Origin of the sequence: Variovorax boronicumulans (assembly GCF_040544675.1) — a bacterium.
Classification (GTDB): domain Bacteria; phylum Pseudomonadota; class Gammaproteobacteria; order Burkholderiales; family Burkholderiaceae_C; genus Variovorax; species Variovorax boronicumulans_D.
Map to the genome: position 1 here is coordinate 20,539 of NZ_JBEPKK010000010.1, position 16,616 is coordinate 37,154.

The 16,616-nt window shown below is 67.8% G+C and carries 20 protein-coding genes; 17 read left to right on the forward strand and 3 right to left on the reverse strand.

What is annotated here, in order from left to right:
• Window positions 1-96: 96 nt before the first annotated feature.
• The 4 genes from ABIC90_RS17915 (at window position 97) to ABIC90_RS17930 (ending at window position 2,316) form a co-directional block, all read left to right on the forward strand.
• Entirely contained in the window at window positions 97-462 is a 366-nt protein-coding gene (locus ABIC90_RS17915; protein ID WP_354356300.1) for a chorismate mutase, read from the forward strand.
• Complete coding sequence (locus tag ABIC90_RS17920) at window positions 459-1,418, forward strand: Bug family tripartite tricarboxylate transporter substrate binding protein (RefSeq protein ID WP_354356302.1); 960 nt, start codon at window positions 459-461, stop codon at window positions 1,416-1,418. The genes ABIC90_RS17915 and ABIC90_RS17920 overlap by 4 nt, the downstream gene beginning before the upstream one ends.
• A 19-nt stretch (window positions 1,419-1,437) precedes the next feature.
• On the forward strand, window positions 1,438-1,758 hold the full coding sequence (locus ABIC90_RS17925) for a non-heme iron oxygenase ferredoxin subunit (RefSeq protein WP_354356304.1): 321 nt from the start codon (window positions 1,438-1,440) through the stop codon (window positions 1,756-1,758).
• A 93-nt stretch (window positions 1,759-1,851) separates the two neighbouring features.
• The gene (locus tag ABIC90_RS17930; RefSeq protein WP_354356306.1) at window positions 1,852-2,316 is read left to right on the forward strand and encodes a RidA family protein; all 465 of its coding nucleotides are present in this window, start codon (window positions 1,852-1,854) and stop codon (window positions 2,314-2,316) included.
• 3 nt (window positions 2,317-2,319) lie between these two features.
• On the opposite strand, the gene ABIC90_RS17935 is transcribed toward ABIC90_RS17930, so the two are convergent.
• Window positions 2,320-2,847, reverse strand: a complete 528-nt coding sequence (locus ABIC90_RS17935; RefSeq protein WP_354356308.1) for a DinB family protein — start codon at window positions 2,845-2,847, stop codon at window positions 2,320-2,322.
• 55 nt (window positions 2,848-2,902) lie between these two features.
• Entirely contained in the window at window positions 2,903-3,982 is a 1,080-nt protein-coding gene (locus ABIC90_RS17940) for a DUF72 domain-containing protein (protein ID WP_354356310.1), read from the reverse strand.
• Window positions 3,983-4,043: 61 nt separating this feature from the next.
• On the opposite strand from ABIC90_RS17940, the gene ABIC90_RS17945 reads away from it, so the two are divergent.
• The 8 genes from ABIC90_RS17945 (at window position 4,044) to ABIC90_RS17980 (ending at window position 10,483) form a co-directional block, all read left to right on the forward strand.
• Window positions 4,044-5,522 carry a sensor histidine kinase gene (locus tag ABIC90_RS17945; protein ID WP_354356312.1) on the forward strand — a complete coding sequence of 493 codons (1,479 nt, stop codon included), beginning with the start codon at window positions 4,044-4,046 and terminating at the stop codon, window positions 5,520-5,522.
• A complete protein-coding gene (locus tag ABIC90_RS17950; RefSeq protein WP_354356314.1) occupies window positions 5,519-6,157 on the forward strand; it encodes a response regulator transcription factor in 639 nt (212 codons plus the stop codon). The genes ABIC90_RS17945 and ABIC90_RS17950 overlap by 4 nt, the downstream gene beginning before the upstream one ends.
• Window positions 6,158-6,301: 144 nt before the next feature.
• Window positions 6,302-6,796: a GlcG/HbpS family heme-binding protein gene (locus ABIC90_RS17955; RefSeq protein WP_354356316.1), complete on the forward strand. Its 495-nt coding sequence runs from the start codon at window positions 6,302-6,304 to the stop codon at window positions 6,794-6,796.
• A gap of 5 nt (window positions 6,797-6,801) precedes the next feature.
• The gene (locus tag ABIC90_RS17960) at window positions 6,802-7,497 is read left to right on the forward strand and encodes an ankyrin repeat domain-containing protein (protein WP_436318221.1); all 696 of its coding nucleotides are present in this window, start codon (window positions 6,802-6,804) and stop codon (window positions 7,495-7,497) included.
• 42 nt (window positions 7,498-7,539) lie between these two features.
• A complete protein-coding gene (locus ABIC90_RS17965) occupies window positions 7,540-8,184 on the forward strand; it encodes an FMN-binding negative transcriptional regulator (protein WP_354356318.1) in 645 nt (214 codons plus the stop codon).
• Window position 8,185: 1 nt separating this feature from the next.
• Entirely contained in the window at window positions 8,186-8,422 is a 237-nt protein-coding gene (locus ABIC90_RS17970) for a hypothetical protein (RefSeq protein ID WP_354356320.1), read from the forward strand.
• Window positions 8,412-9,533, forward strand: coding sequence for a tRNA adenosine(34) deaminase TadA (gene tadA / locus ABIC90_RS17975; RefSeq protein WP_354356322.1), 1,122 nt, complete (start codon window positions 8,412-8,414; stop codon window positions 9,531-9,533). Before ABIC90_RS17970 ends, tadA begins: the two co-directional genes overlap by 11 nt.
• A complete protein-coding gene (locus tag ABIC90_RS17980; protein ID WP_354356324.1) occupies window positions 9,530-10,483 on the forward strand; it encodes an LD-carboxypeptidase in 954 nt (317 codons plus the stop codon). The genes tadA and ABIC90_RS17980 overlap by 4 nt, the downstream gene beginning before the upstream one ends.
• Before the next feature lie 28 nt (window positions 10,484-10,511).
• Here ABIC90_RS17980 and ABIC90_RS17985 read toward each other — a convergent pair whose 3' ends face one another.
• Complete coding sequence (locus ABIC90_RS17985; protein ID WP_354356326.1) at window positions 10,512-10,856, reverse strand: hypothetical protein; 345 nt, start codon at window positions 10,854-10,856, stop codon at window positions 10,512-10,514.
• A gap of 307 nt (window positions 10,857-11,163) precedes the next feature.
• Here ABIC90_RS17985 and ABIC90_RS17990 point away from each other — a divergent pair, with 307 nt between their 5' ends.
• From ABIC90_RS17990 to ABIC90_RS18010, 5 genes are all read left to right on the forward strand, one after another.
• Window positions 11,164-12,114, forward strand: a complete 951-nt coding sequence (locus ABIC90_RS17990) for an adenylate/guanylate cyclase domain-containing protein (protein ID WP_354356328.1) — start codon at window positions 11,164-11,166, stop codon at window positions 12,112-12,114.
• Between the two features lie 189 nt (window positions 12,115-12,303).
• The gene (locus ABIC90_RS17995) at window positions 12,304-14,184 is read left to right on the forward strand and encodes a DUF1800 domain-containing protein (RefSeq protein ID WP_354356330.1); all 1,881 of its coding nucleotides are present in this window, start codon (window positions 12,304-12,306) and stop codon (window positions 14,182-14,184) included.
• 21 nt (window positions 14,185-14,205) lie between these two features.
• On the forward strand, window positions 14,206-15,681 hold the full coding sequence (locus ABIC90_RS18000; protein ID WP_354356332.1) for a DUF1501 domain-containing protein: 1,476 nt from the start codon (window positions 14,206-14,208) through the stop codon (window positions 15,679-15,681).
• Window positions 15,678-15,902 carry a hypothetical protein gene (locus tag ABIC90_RS18005; RefSeq protein ID WP_354356334.1) on the forward strand — a complete coding sequence of 75 codons (225 nt, stop codon included), beginning with the start codon at window positions 15,678-15,680 and terminating at the stop codon, window positions 15,900-15,902. Before ABIC90_RS18000 ends, ABIC90_RS18005 begins: the two co-directional genes overlap by 4 nt.
• 48 nt (window positions 15,903-15,950) lie before the next feature.
• The gene (locus tag ABIC90_RS18010; protein WP_354356336.1) at window positions 15,951-16,598 is read left to right on the forward strand and encodes a CAP domain-containing protein; all 648 of its coding nucleotides are present in this window, start codon (window positions 15,951-15,953) and stop codon (window positions 16,596-16,598) included.
• The last annotated feature ends 18 nt before the right edge of the window (window positions 16,599-16,616 follow it).

Below are 16,616 nucleotides of genomic sequence, written 5' to 3' on the forward strand. Positions count from 1 at the left end.
CCTCCAACCCCCTGCCGGGGGCAATACCAGCGGCCCGGCAAAGCCGGTTCCGCGGTATTCCTTGAACAGATCATTGAGCAACGAGAGACAGCGAACATGCAAAAAGAACCCGAGACACACGGCGCGCCCCTGCGCCGCTTCACCGATCCGGCGTACCAGCCACTGTGCAACGACCTCGCCGAGGTGCGCGAGAACATCGACCGGCTCGACCGCCAGATCGTCGCGCTGCTGGCCGAGCGCGGCCGCTACGTGAAGGACGCGGCGCGCTTCAAGCGCGATGCCTTCCAGGTGTCGGCGCCGCAGCGCCAGCAGGAGGTGATCGACAAGGTGAGGGCACTGGCCGAGAAGGAGGGCGCCTATCCCGAAGTGGTCGAGGCGGCCTACCGCGCGCTCATCGCCGGCTTCATCGCGCGCGAACAGGGAGACCATCAAGGCATGGTCGATGTGGAGGCGAAGCCATGAAGCGCGCCATCGTTCTCGCCACCCTGGCATTGGCGGCCGGCGCGCATGCGCAGGACTGGCCGCAGCGCCCCGTGCGCATCGTCGTGCCGTTCGCAGCCGGCTCCTCGCCCGACATCCTCGCGCGCATCGTCAACGACAAGCTCGCGGCGCGCATCGGCCAGCCGCTCATCGTCGACAACAAGCCCGGCGCGGGCGGCAACACCGGCACCGACCAGGCGAGCAAGTCGCAGCCCGATGGCTACACCTTCCTGCTCTCGGTGAATGCGCCGCTGGTCTACAACACGGTGCTCTACAAGAACCTGCCATACGACCCGTTCAAGGACCTGGTGCCGGTGTCGCTCGCGGCGACCACGCCCAATGTGTGCGCGGTCTCGAATTCGATGAACGTCGATTCGGTCAAGGGCTGGCTCGCGGCGATGAAGCAGAACCCGGGCAAGTTCAACTTCGCCTCGACGGGCAACGGCTCGATCTCGCACCTGGGCGTGGAGCTCATCAAGCTCAAGACCCAGTCGTTCGCGGTGCACATCCCGTATGCGTCGTCGGGGCAGGCGGTCACCGCGATCATCCAGGGCGATGTGCAGTACGCCTGCCTGCCGCCGGTCACCGTGATGCCGCAGGCCAAGGCTGGCCGGCTCAAGGCACTGGCCGTGACGTCCGCCGAACGCTCGGCCCTGCTGCCCGAGTTGCCCACGCTGCGCGAGTCGGGCCTGCCCGACATCCAGGCCGTGCCGTGGTTCGCGTACATGGCGCCCAAGGGCACGCCGCCCGAGGTGGTGCAGCGCATGAGCCGCGAGATTGCCGCGGTGCTGAAAGACCCCGAGACGCTCAAGCGCCTGCAGACCGCGTACTTCGATCCCGTGGGCAGCACTCCCGAGGCGCTGGCCAAGTTCATGGGCGAAGAGCTGGTCCGCTGGAAGCCGGTGATCCAGCGCGCCGGCCTCGAGCCCGACAACTGAAGAGCGAAGGAAAAAACACATGAGCGCGATGACATGGATCGACGCTGCGGCGGTCGATGACGTTCCCGCCGACGACGTGGTCGGCATCGAGGTGCAGGGCCGCGACGTCGCCCTCTACGGCACCGAGGACGGCATCCACGCGACCGACAACATCTGCACGCACGGGCATGCGCGGCTGTGCGACGGATTCCTCGAAGGCCATGAGATTGAATGCCCGCTGCACCAAGGCCGCTTCGACGTGCGCACGGGCAAGGCGATGTGCGCGCCGCTCACCGAAGACCTGCGCAGCTATCCAGTGAAGATCGAAGGCGGTCGGGTGTTCCTGGCGTTCGAGGTGTAGCCGGCGATCTGTTCCGTATGCGAGCGAGGCGATCTGTATCTGTTTTTCACGCGCAGCGTTGGCGAAAATCGCGCTCCGTTTCATGGAACACATATGACGACAGCGCCAAGCCGAGACCAGATTGCCGATCAGATTGCCGCCGAGCTGGGCCACAGCTTTGCCGGCGAGATGCTTGCGGGCGGGCACTACGTGCCCATCGTGCGCGACGGCCACACGATCTACACCAGCGGGCAGGTGCCGCGCGTGGGCGATGCGGTGTCGCTCGAGAAGGCCCGCGAAGGAGCGCAGATCTGCGCGCTGCGCTGCCTCACGCTGCTGCGCCGCGAACTCGGGTCGCTCGACGGCGTGGAGAAGGTGTTGCGCGTGGGCGTATTCGTCCAGTGCACCGCCGATTTCACGCAACAAAGCGAGGTGGCCGATGCGGCTTCCGATCTTCTGCACCGCGTGTTCGGCGATGCTGGCGTGCATGTGCGCACGGCGGTTGGGGTCTACCAGTTGCCCAAGAACGCGAGCGTCGAGCTGGAGATGACGGCAGTCGCCAAAGGCGACAAGGCCTGAGGTCTACGCGGCCTGAGGCTGAGCAGCTTGCAGCCGGCGCGAGGGATCAGTGCTGTGCAAGTACGCCGCAAAGGTGTCCCGGGGCAGGCCGATGGCATGTTGCCTCATGAGCCGCCCGACCTCGCCACGGTGGTAGCCGCCGTGGGTGACCACATGGGTCAGCATCTCCTCGCGCGTCATGCGGCCCTTGTCGCCGTCGGTGAAGCTGAAGGGCACGGAGTCGGCCAGTTGTTCCGGCGTCACGGTTTCCAGGTAGCCGAGATACCAGCGGTCCAGGGTCGCAACGGCTGCGCGCAGGTCCTGCAGTGAGGGCGTGTCCGGCGTGTTGCTGGCGGCAAAGCCGTGCGGTGTGCCGGTGAGGTGTGCGGCGAAGATCTGGTCGACCACGTGGCAGTGGTTCATGAGGCGGATGGCGTTGTGCCGCGCGTCCTGGTGTCGCTCCGGGTCGAAGACCTCCATCTTTTCCAGCAGTTCGTCGTTGGCCCAGGCGCGATAGTTGAAGAGGGTGCGAAGCAGTGACAGGGAGCTCATAACCGGTGTTTCTGTGGTGAGGGGCGGGGCATGCTACGTGAATAGGATTTCCTGTCTACCCCTTGCGCAGTTCCAGATCGACGATGTCCCGCGCGAGCGAGGCGATGGTCAGCGGCGCACACCCTTCGGCGTTGTTGCTCACTGTGACGAAGGCGTTCTGGCCCGCGCGCGTGGTGCCGGCAATCACCTTGACCAACGCCGCGCGTGTCTCGGGATCAGGATCGACGATCTTGTCGAACGGGCCGTAGAGCTTTTCCGCATCTTCGTACCCGAAGCGGCCGTGGCGGCGGTGCAGGTTCCAGCGGCACACCAGCGGCCCGGGCCACAGCGCGCGCAGCATCGGCAACTGGTCTTCGATCGGCGGCATCTTGGCGTGCAGGCCCATGCAGAAGGTCGCGCCCACGCTGCGCAGCATGTCGGCGAAAGCGGGGCAGAGCAGTTGCGGGTCGCGCACCTCGACGGCGATGACGGCGTCGGGCGCCGCCTGCTTCAGGCCGGGCAGTGCTTCGAGCATGTCGCCGATGCGCGCGAGCAATGCGGGCTGGTCGGCCAGCAGTTGCGAGGGGATCGGGCTCAGCTGGAATACCAGCGCGCCGATGCGGTCGCCCAGGCCTTCGAGCGCGGGCTGCACGAACTCCTGGATCGCAATCTCGCTGTTGAGGAACACCGGGTTGACCTGCGTGCCGCGGCCGCTTTCGTCGCGCACGGTGGCATCGGTCACGAGGCTCGGCGCCTTCACCACGAAGCGGAAGTCGGCGGGCACCATCGCTGCATAGCGGGCGTACTGGCTCGCGGTGAGGGCGCGGTAGAAGTTGCGGTCCAGGCTCACGGTGCGGAACAGCGGGTGCTGTGCCAGGGCAGAGAGGCCGCTCTTCGAGAGCACGGTCTCGGCGTATTCGCCGTCCCACACGAGGTTGGCCCAGCCGGGGTAGCTCCAGGAGGAGGTGCCCAGCCGCAGGTTGGGTGAGAGCGCCGAAGCGAGCGCTACAAGTGCCGGATCGGCAGGCATCGGCGCCACGGTAGCGCCGCGCGACTTCTTCTTCGCGGGCGCCTCGGCCTCTGGCGGCGGCGGGGCCGCGAGCACCTCTTGCGGGCGCGGAAGATCGGGAAAAAGGGAGTCCTGTACTTCGCTCATGCTGGGGCCGCATTCTCGGCCAACACCGGGTCGCCTCGCAGCGGCGGGCACAATCCGCGCCATGAAACAGTGGTTGCGTTCGCAGGGTGGCTGGTGGCTGGCATGGCTGGCCCTCACGGCCGTGGGCGCCGTGTGGCTGGCGCGCGCCGAGCTCGCGCAGTTGCACCAGGACTTCGAAACCGACGCGCGCATTGCGCACCGCCTCATGAGCCAGCAGGTGGTGCAGTACGACGCGGTCCTGGCCACGCTCGCGCTGCTGGAGCCCGGTGCCGATGCAGGGCAGCCGGAGCAGCGTCTTCCTTCGGTCTACGCGTCCATCCTGAAGGTGCAGCGCCGTGCGCGCGACGAGGCATGGCCGGACGAAAAGCCGCCCGGCGCCCTGGTCGCCGCCGAGGCACGCTCGCGCAGCCAGCACCGGGCGGACCTTGCATCGCTCAATCTTGCGCAAGGCCGCTACCAGCTCGTGATGGGCGCCACACCGTTCAGCTACGCACTCGACATCGACCTGGCCGGCTCCGTGCCGTGGCGCGACTGGCCGATGAACCCGCAGCGCAGCCCGGTGCGCGTGAGCCTGCAGCGGGACGGGCAGCAACTGGTGCTGCAGCCGGGCGTGCCGGCCGCGAACGGCTGGCGCTTCGAGCTGCGCAAGGCGCTTGCCTCGCCGAGCCAGCCCTTCGAGCTGGTGGCCGAACGCCAGGTGGGCTGGGGCGAGCTGCCGTGGCGCAGCATTGCGGGCTGGGCCGTCGCCGTGGCGCTGCTGCTGGGCGGCTTGTGGGCGGCCCAACGTCAACGCATTGCGCGTCGCCGCGCCGAGGAGCTGCTGCGGCTCGGGCAGGTCGCGCGGCTCAATGCGCTGGGTGAGTTGTCCGCAGGCCTGGCGCATGAACTCAACCAGCCGCTGACGGCCGTGCTCGCGAATGCCCAGGCCGCGCGACGCCTGCTCGACGACGACCCGCCCGATCTGGCCACCGCGCGCGACGCGATGGGGCAGGCCGTGGTGCAGGCCCGCCGCGCGGCCGATGTGGTGGGCCGGTTGCGCCGCGTGATCGAACGGCCCGAGGCCGGCGGCGATGTGAAGCCGCTGGTGCTGCAGGAGGTGGTGCGCAGCGCGATGCATCTGCTGGCGCCCGAATTCGCGCAGCGCGGGGTTGCCGCCCAGTTCGATGCCGCCGCGCAGGCGCCGGTGCGTGTGCAGGCCGAAGCCGTGGCGCTGGAGCAGATCGTGCACAACCTGCTGATGAATGCATTGCAGGCGCTGGACCTGGTGCCCGCCGCCGAACGCCGGCTCGTGGTGTCGGTCGGGCGCAATGGGCAGGAGGGCGTGCTGACCGTGACCGACAACGGACGCGGCATCTCGCCCGATGCGATGCCGCGTCTCTTCGAGCCCTTCTTCAGCACGCGCGAAGGCGGGCTGGGCTTGGGCCTGAGCCTGAGCGAAACGCTGGCAAGCGGCATGGGCGGCAGCCTGAGTGCAGCCAATGCGACGCCGCGCGGTGCGCGATTCACCTTGCTGCTGCCGCTGGTGGTGCCATCGACATGAACACCTCGGTCACCCATCAACCCCAGTCACCGCTGGTCCACCTGATCGACGACGACCAGGCCGTGCGCGAAAGCCTCTCCCTGCTGATCGGCACCGTCGGCCTGCGCGAACAGAGCTGGGCCGATCCGCAGGCTTTCATCGACGGCTTCGACCGCGCGAGCGTCGGCGCCATCGTGTTGGACGTGCGCATGCCCGGCATCAGCGGGCTCACCGTGCTCGACAGGCTGATGGCCCAGGGCGTCGACCAGCCCGTGATCATGCTGACCGGCCACGGCACGGTCGAGATGTGCCGCCGCGCCTTCAAGGCCGGCGCGGCGGAGTTTCTGGAGAAGCCCGTGGACGACGAGCAACTGCTCGAAGCGCTGCAGCAGGCGGTGCGCCAGCATGTGCGCACGCGCGAACGTTCGCAGGCCGACCACGCGGCGCGCGAGCGCGTGGCGCAACTGTCCGAGCGCGAACGCGAGGTGCTGGCCTTCATCGTGCAGGGTCTCACCAACAAGGAGATCGCCCGCACGCTGGCGCTGTCGCCGCGCACGGTGGAGACGCACCGCGCCAACCTGTTCGCCAAGCTCGGCTGCGATTCGCTCGCGCAGCTGATCCGGTGCTACGCGGTGCTGGTGGCGCCGCAAGACTGAAACCCCTCGCTCCGTAGTTCTACGGAGCGCCGGGCGTAGCCGTACGAATGGTCGCGGCGCACGGCTTTTTCTAAAGTGGCGCAGCCGTCGGCAACAACAGTGCTGGCCGGCGCAATTACCCTGCATCCACTGGAGAAACAAGAAATGCGTTCCACCCTTTGCCTCGCCGTCCTGCTCGCCGCATCGGCCGTTCAAGCCCAAACGCCGGCGCCCGCCGTGCGCACCGAAAAGAACATCTCGCTCGCACTGGCCAACCAGATCGCGGCCGAAGCCGTGGCCGCCTGCGCCGCCAACGGCTACAACGTGGCGGCCACCGTGGTCGACCGCGCCGGCACCGTGCGCGCCGTGCAGCGTGCCGACAACGCCGGCCCGCACACGCTGGCCTCCAGCGAGCGCAAGGCCTGGACCTCGGCATCGGCGAAGAACGCGACGCAGGCCATGATGGAAGGCGCGCAGAAGAATGCGGGCGCGGCCAACCTCGTGTACCTGCCGGGCTTCCTCCTGCTGGGCGGCGGCGTGCCGGTGAAGTCGGGCAATGAAGTGATCGGCGCCGTGGGCGTGGGCGGTGCACCGGGCGGCCACCTGGACGAGCAGTGCGCCAACGCGGCGCTCGACAAGGTCAAGGGCCTCTTGGGCTGATGGCGATGAAGCGCGGTCTCTGGACGGGGGTGTTGGCGATGGCGCTCGGGCTGGGCGTATCGCCCGGCGTGTCGGCCCAGGTGCCGCCGCTCGCGGCCGAGGTGCTGGCCTATGAAGGGCTGCACAAGGCAGCCTGGCATGGCGACCTGCCGAAGCTGAAAACGCTGATCGCCTCGGGCGCCGGCCTCGATGCGCGCGATGCGAAGGGCCGCACGCCTTTGCATGTCGCAACCTATGCGCGGCAGCGCGAGGCGGTGGCGCTGCTCGCCAAGGCGGGCGCAAATGTCGACCTGCTCGAAGACGACCGCTATGACGCGGTGACCATCGCAGCGGTCGCCGACGACGTCCCCACGCTCACGCTGCTGCTGTCGCTCGGCGCCAAGGCCGGGCAGACGACGAGCCGCTACGACGGCACCGCGCTCATCGCCGCCGCGCATCTGGGGCATGACGAAGTGGTGCGCCGGCTGATTGCGGCCGGGGCGCCGCTGGACCATGTCAACAACCTGCACTGGACGGCGCTGATCGAATCGATCGTGCTGGGCGACGGCGGCCCGCGCCATCAGCGCACGCTGGCCGCGCTGGTCGATGCCGGCGCGAGCCTGAAGCTCACGGACCGCCAGGGCAACACACCGCTGCAACTGGCCCGGGCACGCGGGTACACCGCGATGGTCAAGCGCCTGGAGGAGGCTCGCGCAAGGTAGGCAGGCTCGGGGACAATCGGGCCTCGCCACGAGGAAAAACCCATGTACATGCCCCCGCCGTTCAACGCCAAGGACCCGGCCATCGCGCTGGAACTGATGCGCTCGCACCCGTTCGCGAGCCTGATCTCCAACGACGACGAAGGCCTGCCGTTCGTCACGCACCTGCCGCTGGTGGCCGAGCAGCGAGAGGGCGACGAACTGGTGCTGCTGGGGCATTGCGCCAAGCCGAATCCGCATTGGCGCTACCTGCAGGCGCGGCCTCGGGCGGTCGTCACTTTTCTCGGGCCGCACTCGTACCTGTCGCCGGCGGTCTACCCCGACCTGGCGCGCGTGCCGACGTGGAACTACCTGGCCGTTCATTGCACCGTCGAGGCGAGGCTGATCGAAGAGCCCATGGAGAAGGACGCCTTGCTGAAAAAACTCATCGGCGACCACGAACCCGGCTATGCGCAGCAATGGCGGGACCTGGGCGAGGAGTTCCAGCTCAAGATGCTGGCCGGCATCGTCGGCTTCGAAATGCGCGTGACCGCGCTGCAATGCAAGGTCAAGCTCAACCAGCATCGCAAGGAGTCGCATGCGGCGATGCGCGCGGTCTACGGCGCGGGCACGCCGGACGAGCAGGCGCTGGCGGCGTGGATGGACCGGCTCGGCATGAACGCCGAAGCTCCTGCTGCACAAGGACACTGAGATGCGCATTTTTGGATTGCTGGGCCTGGTGCTGGCACTCGTCATCGTCGGACTGATCGCCAAGAAGCAGATGACGACCGCGGCGGTGCCGGCCTTGCCCAGCGCACCCGGCGCAACGGCTACCGCCCCCGGCGAAGCGCCCGCCGATGTGCGCACGCAGAGCGAACAGGTCCAGCAACAGGTCAAGGACGCGCTGGACGCCGCTGCGCAGGCGCGCAAGATGCCGGATGACAACTGAGTCCGCACCGGCCGCCGGCACCGGCGACACACGCTGGATGGCGCTCGCCCTGGCCGAAGCGCGTCTGGCGGCGGAGGCCGGCGAGGTGCCGGTGGGCGCGGTGCTGGTCAAGGACGGCCAGCTCATCGCCACCGGCCGCAACACACCCGTGGCGCAGCACGACCCGAGCGCGCACGCCGAGATCAACGCCCTGCGCGCCGGTGCCGCCGTGCTGGGCAACTACCGGCTCGACGGCTGCGAGCTTTTCGTCACGCTGGAGCCCTGTGCCATGTGCGCGGGCGCCATGCTGCATTCGCGGCTGACTCGCGTGGTGTTCGGTGCACCCGACGCGAAGACCGGCGCGGCCGGCTCGGTGCTCGATCTTTTCGCCGAGCCGCGGCTGAACCACCGCACGCAAGTGCAGGGCGGCGTGCTGGCCGACGAATGCGCGGCCGTGCTGCAAGCGTTTTTTCAGCAGCGCCGGAGCGTGGCGCGCGAGCAAGCCCAGCCCTTGCGCGACGATGCGCTGCGCACGCCCGCCGAGCGCTTTGCCGCGCTGGGCGACTACGCCTTCGCGCCGCATCACGTCCAGGACCTGGCGGCCTTGCAAGGCTGGCGCCTGCACTACGTCGATGAAGCCGGGCCGCCGGGCAAGGACGGCCGGCTGGCGTGCTGCCTGTGCCTGCACGGCCCGGGCGAATGGGGCTACTTCTTTCGTCATCTGGTCGGCTTTCAGGGGCTGCGCACGCTGGTGCCCGACCTGATCGGTTTCGGCAAGAGCGACAAGCCCAAGCGCGACGCCGCGCACAGCCTCGAATGGCATCGCGACGTGCTGCTCGAATGGCTGGACCGCGTGCAGCCGGGTCCGATGGTGCTGGTGCACAGCGCCTCGGCCTCGGGTCTTGCATCGCTGGTGCGGGCCGGCGCTGGCGATCGCTTCGTGGCGGTGCTCGCTGCGCCCGATGCCGGCGAGCGCATCAAGGACGCATGGCGCGCACCGTACCCCGACCGCGGCTACGAAGCCGCTCTGCGCGCGCTGGGGCCCATCGCTTCGTCGTCGGGTCCAGGGGACGTGCAGGCCGCTGTGCTCGCGGGCGTCGCGCGCGAGGCGATGGGATACTCGGCCTCGTGACCAAACACATCTATATCTACTCTCCCTCCAGCGCGATCCGCGACAAGGCCGCTTTCCGCCGCGGTGTCGCGAGGCTCAAGGCGCTGGGTCACGACGTCGAAGTCGACGAAGCCGCACTCTCCGTGCACCAGCGTTTTGCCGGCGACGATGCCACCCGCCTGGCCGCCATTTCGCGGGCCGCGGCGAGCGGCGCGAACATCGCGCTCATCGCGCGCGGCGGCTACGGGCTCACCCGCATCCTCGACCAGATTCCGTACAAGGCCGTGGCCAAGGCGATCGGCAAAGGCACCGAGTTCGTCGGCTGCAGCGACTTCACCGCGCTGCAGAACGCGCTGCTCGCCAAGACCGGCGGCGTCACATGGTCCGGCCCCGCGGTCGGCGAAGACTTCGGTGCCGAAGCCGGCGCGGACGACATCATGGAAGCCTGCTTCGACGACCTCCTGAGCGGGCAAGGCGAGGGCACCGGCTGGCGCATGCCGGTGCGCGATGCCGAACTCAAGGTCAAGCCGGTTCAAGACGCGGTGCTGTGGGGCGGCAATCTCTGCGTGCTCACCAGCCTCCTGGGTACCCCGTACTTTCCGGCGGTCGACAAGGGCGTGCTGTTCATCGAGGACACCAACGAACATCCCTACCGCATCGAACGCATGCTCGACCAGCTCAAGATGGCCGGCGTGCTGGCGCGGCAGAAAGCGATCGTGTTCGGCCAGTTCACCGGCATCCGCAAGGTGCCGGGCTACGACCGCGGCTTCGGGCTCGATGCGGTGGTCGAGCGGCTGCGTGCCTCACTCAAGGTTCAGGTGCTCACAGGCCTGCCGTTCGGCCATGTGCCGACCAAGGTGCTGCTGCCGGTGGGCGCCAGGGTGGCGCTGGCTGCCGAGGGGCGCGATGTGTTTCTGGTCTGGGGGCATCGTCATGCCCATGCGCACGATCATCACGACCACGCCCATTGAACGGGGCCCGTTCGCGCCCGCCCGGTGGTCAGCTGTTGTTGCCGCCGGTGAAACGCTGGTGCGCGCGCGGACCCATGGAGCCGGGCAGGCGGCCGTTGAACATGCTGTTGATGCTTTTCATCTGGCGTCGCGCGGCGGACTCGCCGTCGATGGCGCTCAGTGCGCTCATCACATCCTGGCGCAGGTACCACAGGGCTTCCACATCGGTCGCAAAACGCACGCGCTGGCTGATGCGCTGGATCGAATGGCCGCCGTGGGCCTGCAGCACCGACAGCATCGCCGTGCGTATACGCCCCAATTGGCTCTCCGACGGCTGGCGAGAGCCGAAGCCGGGCACGTTCAGCAAACGAAGAATGCGACGGAAGAGCGCCATGTGACAGAAAGCGTATTGCCGGAAGCCAGGATGGCCGCTACCTTAAGCCTCCGTTAACGGTTGCACAAGTTCCGGAACAATGTTTCTTGTCTGCAAACAACATACTTTACGTATCACTTTTACCAATTGCTTGCAGATTATTTCTAAAGTATTACGTCTATTGATCCAATTCCCAGCCATCCACTTCCGGAACGACCTGCGTATACATCCATGAACAAAGATGTCGTCTGTCGCCAAGGGCTAGTTAGGCGTTTGCCAGTGCAGCGACCTACGATCCAGCGGTTGCCAAAAAAAGATTCATAACAGTATGGGTGTCAGTTCCACAGTCGTATTCGCGGACTTGACGGGTAGCACCAGGGTGTTCGAGGCTATCGGGAACGCACGGGCCACCGAGACGGTGACGCGGCTGACCCAATGGATCGGCGGCGTCTGCCAGGCTCACGGCGGCCGGGTGGTGAAGTCGCTCGGAGACGGCGTGTTCGCCATCTTCACCAGCGGCGCCGCGGCCACGCACGCGGTGATCGAGCTGCAGCGCTACCACCAGAAACGCCTGCAGGCCTGGCCCGCGCCGTTGCGCATGGCGCTTCAGATCGGAGTGGCCAGCGGCGACGTGGTCGAGGTGGAGGGCGATTGCTTCGGCGATGCCGTGAACCTGGCCTCCAGGCTCAGCGACCTCGCCGGACCGGGGCAGATCTGGGTGACCGACACCGTGATCTCCCAGCTGCGCGAGGGCGCCGTGCAGCACCGCGACCTGGGCCTGATCAACATCCGCGGGCGCAGCGAGATGTCGGTGGTGCACCGCATCGACTGGCAGGAAGAGGTGACCTCGTTTCTTACCGTGCCGGCCGCGCTGGCGCCGCTGCCCCGTTCGGCCGATTCCTCGTTTGGGCAGATCGAGTTGTCGTGGCTCGACGTGCGCTCGATGTTCAGCGTCGAACAGTTGCCGATTCACCTGGGGCGCGTCGACGATGCGCAGTTCGTGGTCAACGACCCGCGCGTCTCGCGGCTGCATGCGCGCATCGAGATGCGGCACGGCAGCTGCGTGCTGATCGACGTGAGCACCTATGGAACCTGGGTGCGCTTTCATGGCAACGGCGGCCCCAGCACCGAGATCGCGTTGCGCCGCGAAGAATGCGTGCTGCATGGCCGGGGAGAAATCGGCCTGGGTGCGCCGCTGAGCGACTACAGCGCGCCCACCATCGCGTTCAACACGACTGGCGGCGACGTGACCTTGTCTCGCCGCGAAATCGCACGCTGATCGCCCAAGCCCTTCGGCACGAGGCCTTTCGAGCTGCCATTTTTGTTTTAGAAGTGACTAAAAAGTCACAAAAAGCGCACAAATTGCAACAGACTCCCTGTTCATGACGGGCTTCTCACGATTTTTCGCAGGGCACAGCATTTGCCTTGAATCGCCCAGCGGCGCTTAACGCCGCAGGAGCGAGGAACCATGGTGGAAGAACGGATCGACGCCGGCCGCGCGAGCGTGGCCGACGATCTGGCGTGTTTGAACGCGCCGGCGACGACAACAAGCACGAGAGCGGGCAACCCCGCCGCACAAGCCCTACCGGCGGCGTCTTCGGCACAACTGCCCTTGAAGACGCTGGCGGCGTTTTCCATCTCCGCCGCGCTGGCAGCCTGCGGCGGCGGGGGTGGCGGAAGCGGGGGCGGTGGGGGCGTCGCTTTTCCAATCGGCGGCGGCGGCGGGGGCGGGGGCGGGGGCGGCGGCAGTGGAGATCTTCTGCCGGACACCGGCCCCTACCACCACCCGCAGGCCAAGACCGACGAAGAAGCCGCGCGCTTCCTGTTGCAGGCCCAGCTCTCTGCCTCGGAAGCCGAGATCGCCGATGTGCGTGCCAAGGGCTACCTGCCCTGGATCAGCGAGCAGTTCGGCGCGGCGCGCACGCAGTCGGCCTGGGAGTGGCTGGACAGCAAGCCCTTCGATACTGCCGACATCGATGCCGCCGTCTGGCGCCAGCTGATGGTGTCGACCGACCCGATGCGCAAGCGCATGGCGCTCGCGCTCAGCGAGATCTTCGTGGTCTCGGCCAACGAGATCGGCTCGAGCTGGCCTCACTTCATGATGACCCAGTACTTCGACACGCTGGTGGCCGGCGTCACCGGCAACTTCCGCACCCTGCTGGAAGACGTGACGCTGAACCCCGCGATGGGCTTCTACCTGAACACCCGCGACAACCGCAAGGAAGATGGCCGCGGCCGGCAGCCCGACGAAAACTATGCGCGCGAGGTCATGCAGCTCATGACCATCGGGCTGTCGCAGCTCAACCCCGACGGCACGACCAGGAACGGTGGCGACGGGGAACCGCTGGACAGCTACACGCAGGACGACGTGACCAACCTGGCGCGCGTATTCACCGGCTATGTGCTGGACATCCGCGGCGCGGAGCGCACCGGCTTCACGCCGCCCACCGGGGGCGGCCCCCGAGACACCAAGGACTGGACCACGCGCCCCATGTCCTTTGTGGCCGCGAATCACTCGATGCTGGAGGCCCGCTTCCTCGGCGCCACCGTGCCCGGCGGCACGCCCGGCCCGGAGGCGCTGAAGATCGCGCTGGACACGCTCTTCAACCATCCGAACGTCGGCCCCTTCATCGGCAAGCAACTGATCCAGCGGCTGGTGACCAGCAACCCCAGCCCGGCCTACGTCGAGCGCGTGGCCGGCGTCTTTGCCAACAACGGCGCGGGCGTGCGCGGCGACATGAAAAGCGTGTTCGCCGCGGTGCTGCTGGACGACGAGGCGCGCGGCCCGGGCGGCCTGGCCGATCCGAACTTCGGGCGTCTGCGCGAACCGATGCTGCGGCTGGTGCAATGGGGTCGCACCTGCGGCATCGCCTCGGCCACCGATGCCTGGAAGATCGGCATCACCTCGGACCCCAGCTTCGGCCTCGGCCAAAGCCCGCTGCGCTCGCCCTCGGTGTTCAACTTCTTCCGACCCGGCTACGTGCCGCCGGCGACCGCCATCGCAACCCACAAGCTGGTGGCCCCCGAGTTCCAGCTGGTGACCGAAACCAGCGTGGGCGGTTATCTCAACTTCATGCAGCAGGTGATCCAGAACGGGTTCAGCAGCAAGGACGTGATGGCGAACTACACAGCCGAAAAGGCGCTGGTGCTCGACCCCGCGGCGCTGGTGCGGCGGCTCAACCTGCTGTTGACCGCCAACCAGCTCTCGGCCGCCACCGTGAGCCTCATCACCAATGCGCTCGCCACGCCGGCCCTCACGGCAGCGAGCAGCGACAACGCCAAGCTCAACCGGATCTACGCCGCCGTGCTGCTGGTGATGGGTTCGTCCGAATACCTTGTGCAGAAATAGACAACGCGGGACCCGACACCCATGTACCTCATCAACCCTGTCCAGCACACGCGGCGCGCGTTCCTGCGCCGCTCGGGCCAGCTCGCCATGGCCGGCACCGCGCTGCCGTTTGCGCTCAACCTCGCCGCCATGGGCGAAGCCGCCGCGCAGGGCGCGCCCGGCGACGACTACAAGGCGCTGGTCTGCGTCTTTCTGTTCGGCGGCAACGACTACGCGAACACCGTGGTCACCTACGACACCGACAGCTACGGCAAATACAGCACCATCCGCGGCGGCGACGGGGAGGCCGGCGGCGGCATCGCCATCCCGCGCGCCGCGCTGGCCGCGACCGAGCTCAAGCCCACGCAGGCGCTGCCCGGCGGCCGCAGCTACGCGCTGCATCCGTCGATGACGCGGCTGGCCGATCTCTTCAACACCGAGGGCAAGGTGGCGGTGCAGCTGAACGTCGGCCCGCTGATCAAGCCGCTGACGCGCGCGCAATACAGCAGCAGCAACCGCCGCGACTTTCCGGTGCCGCCCAAGCTGTTCTCGCACAACGACCAGCAGTCGGTGTGGCAGTCGTCCTCGCCCGAGGGCTCCACCGTCGGCTGGGGCGGCAACCTGGGCGACCTGGCGCTGTCGGCCAACGGCGGCTCGATGTTCACCTGCATGTCGGTGGCGGGCAACGCCGTGTTCCTCTCGGGCGACCAGGCGCTGCAGTACCAGGTGGGAACCGGCGGCGCGGTGCGCATCAACAGCGTGAGCGGCACGGGCGGCAATCTCTTCAACTCGGCCGCGGTGAAGGCCGCGATGCAGCAGATCGCGCAGCGCGAGAGCGGCCACATGCTGGAGGACGAATACACCCGGGTCATCCGGCGCGCGATCACCGCCGAGGGCACGATCACCGGGGCCATCCAGCAGGACTTTCCGGCCGGCACCTTCCCGGACAAGAACAACCTGGCCGACCAGCTCAAGATGGTGGCGCGCCTGATCCGCGGGCGCGGCGCGCTGGGCATCAGGCGCCAGGTGTTCTTCGTGTCGATGGGAGGCTTCGACCTGCACGACGACCTGATCGCTCGCCAGCCTGGGCTGATGCAGAAGCTGTCGGAGGCGATGGCGGACTTTCACAAGCAGATGGGTGCGCTCGGCGTGGCCAACAACGTCACGGCCTTCACCGCGTCGGACTTCGGCCGCACCTTGTCGAGCAACAGCAACGGCTCCGACCACGGCTGGGGCGGCCACCATTTCGTGGTCGGCGGCGCGGTCAAGGGCAAGGCGATCTACGGCACCGCGCCGTCGGTGAGCATCACCAACACCGCGAACGACGCCGACCAGTGGCACGTGGGCCAGGGGCGCCTGCTGCCGACCACCTCGGTGGACCAGTACGCGGCCACGCTGGCGCGCTGGTTCGGCGTGCCGGACAACCAGCTCGACGGCATCCTGCCCAACCTGAAGAACTTCGGCATGACCGCGCCCAGCGGCATCGCCTATCCGCGCGACGTGGGGTTCATGGCATGACCGTCGTGCCGTTCACCCGGGTCGAGGCCGCCATCGCGGCCGTCGAAGGCTTCGATCGCGACCTGCGCAAATTCGACCTCGCCGTGGCGGACAGCCTGCAGGACCCCATCGGGCTGCAGATGGCACAGATCACCGACCGCGCGCTCGCCCGCGGCTGGGAGCCGATCAGCTTCGTGCAGAAGAACGGTTTCAGGCTGTATCGCTACAAGGCGATGCGCTGAGCCTCACGTATTCTCTTTTTCTCCTTCATCACCAGCACCCGGGAAACCATGCGTCTGAAATTTCGTTGCGCCGCCATCGGCACCCTCGGGGCCCTTGCCGGCCTGTTGCTTGCATCGTGCGGTGGAGGAGGGGGTGGCGGCGGTGGCGCAGGCGTGCCGATCGGGTTGGGCGTGCCGGCTGCATCCGCACCGGCGCCCGCACCGGCACCTACTGCCGATCCAGCGCCTGCACCCGCGCCTTCGCCTAGCCTTGCCGCCCTGCAGAGCTGCGGCCTGCCGGATTTCGTTCAGGACACGGTCACGCGCGTCAACCAGTTCCGCAGCGAGGCCCGCACCTGCGGCACCACGCAATTCCCGGCGGCTGCGCCTCTGGCGTGGAATGCCCAGCTCGACGCGGCGGCGGCGCGCCATTCGCTGGACATGGTCGCAAACAATTTCTTCAGTCACACCGGCTCGGACGGCAGCACCGTCGGCAGCCGCGCGACGGCCGCGGGCTACACATGGTCGGGCGTCGGCGAAAACATCGCGGCCGGGCAGGAGAGCGTGGCGTCGGCCATGAACTCATGGCAGAACAGCGAAGGCCATTGCCGCAACCTGATGGGCGCGAACTACAAGAACATCGCGCTGGCCTGCGTGCGCGGCGGCACGTCGAACACCTATTCCCACTATTGGACGATGGTGCTCGCAACGCCTTGATGCGTGGGGGCCCGCGCC

Bases quoted from the DNA above. Each gene is read 5' to 3' on its own strand.
- ABIC90_RS17960 (WP_436318221.1), top strand. From the start codon at position 6,802: ATGAAGCGCGGTCTCTGGACGGGGGTGTTGGCGATGGCGCTCGGGCTG.
- ABIC90_RS17915 (WP_354356300.1), top strand. From the start codon at position 97: ATGCAAAAAGAACCCGAGACACACGGCGCGCCCCTGCGCCGCTTCACC.
- ABIC90_RS18005 (WP_354356334.1), top strand. From the start codon at position 15,678: ATGACCGTCGTGCCGTTCACCCGGGTCGAGGCCGCCATCGCGGCCGTC.
- ABIC90_RS17955 (WP_354356316.1), top strand. From the start codon at position 6,302: ATGCGTTCCACCCTTTGCCTCGCCGTCCTGCTCGCCGCATCGGCCGTT.
- ABIC90_RS17990 (WP_354356328.1), top strand. From the start codon at position 11,164: ATGGGTGTCAGTTCCACAGTCGTATTCGCGGACTTGACGGGTAGCACC.
- ABIC90_RS17970 (WP_354356320.1), top strand. From the start codon at position 8,186: ATGCGCATTTTTGGATTGCTGGGCCTGGTGCTGGCACTCGTCATCGTC.
- ABIC90_RS17950 (WP_354356314.1), top strand. From the start codon at position 5,519: ATGAACACCTCGGTCACCCATCAACCCCAGTCACCGCTGGTCCACCTG.
- ABIC90_RS17945 (WP_354356312.1), top strand. From the start codon at position 4,044: ATGAAACAGTGGTTGCGTTCGCAGGGTGGCTGGTGGCTGGCATGGCTG.
- ABIC90_RS18000 (WP_354356332.1), top strand. From the start codon at position 14,206: ATGTACCTCATCAACCCTGTCCAGCACACGCGGCGCGCGTTCCTGCGC.
- ABIC90_RS17935 (WP_354356308.1), bottom strand. From the start codon at position 2,847: ATGAGCTCCCTGTCACTGCTTCGCACCCTCTTCAACTATCGCGCCTGG.
- ABIC90_RS17940 (WP_354356310.1), bottom strand. From the start codon at position 3,982: ATGAGCGAAGTACAGGACTCCCTTTTTCCCGATCTTCCGCGCCCGCAA.
- ABIC90_RS17995 (WP_354356330.1), top strand. From the start codon at position 12,304: ATGGTGGAAGAACGGATCGACGCCGGCCGCGCGAGCGTGGCCGACGAT.
- tadA (WP_354356322.1), top strand. From the start codon at position 8,412: ATGACAACTGAGTCCGCACCGGCCGCCGGCACCGGCGACACACGCTGG.
- ABIC90_RS17965 (WP_354356318.1), top strand. From the start codon at position 7,540: ATGTACATGCCCCCGCCGTTCAACGCCAAGGACCCGGCCATCGCGCTG.
- ABIC90_RS18010 (WP_354356336.1), top strand. From the start codon at position 15,951: ATGCGTCTGAAATTTCGTTGCGCCGCCATCGGCACCCTCGGGGCCCTT.
- ABIC90_RS17925 (WP_354356304.1), top strand. From the start codon at position 1,438: ATGAGCGCGATGACATGGATCGACGCTGCGGCGGTCGATGACGTTCCC.
- ABIC90_RS17985 (WP_354356326.1), bottom strand. From the start codon at position 10,856: ATGGCGCTCTTCCGTCGCATTCTTCGTTTGCTGAACGTGCCCGGCTTC.
- ABIC90_RS17930 (WP_354356306.1), top strand. From the start codon at position 1,852: ATGACGACAGCGCCAAGCCGAGACCAGATTGCCGATCAGATTGCCGCC.
- ABIC90_RS17920 (WP_354356302.1), top strand. From the start codon at position 459: ATGAAGCGCGCCATCGTTCTCGCCACCCTGGCATTGGCGGCCGGCGCG.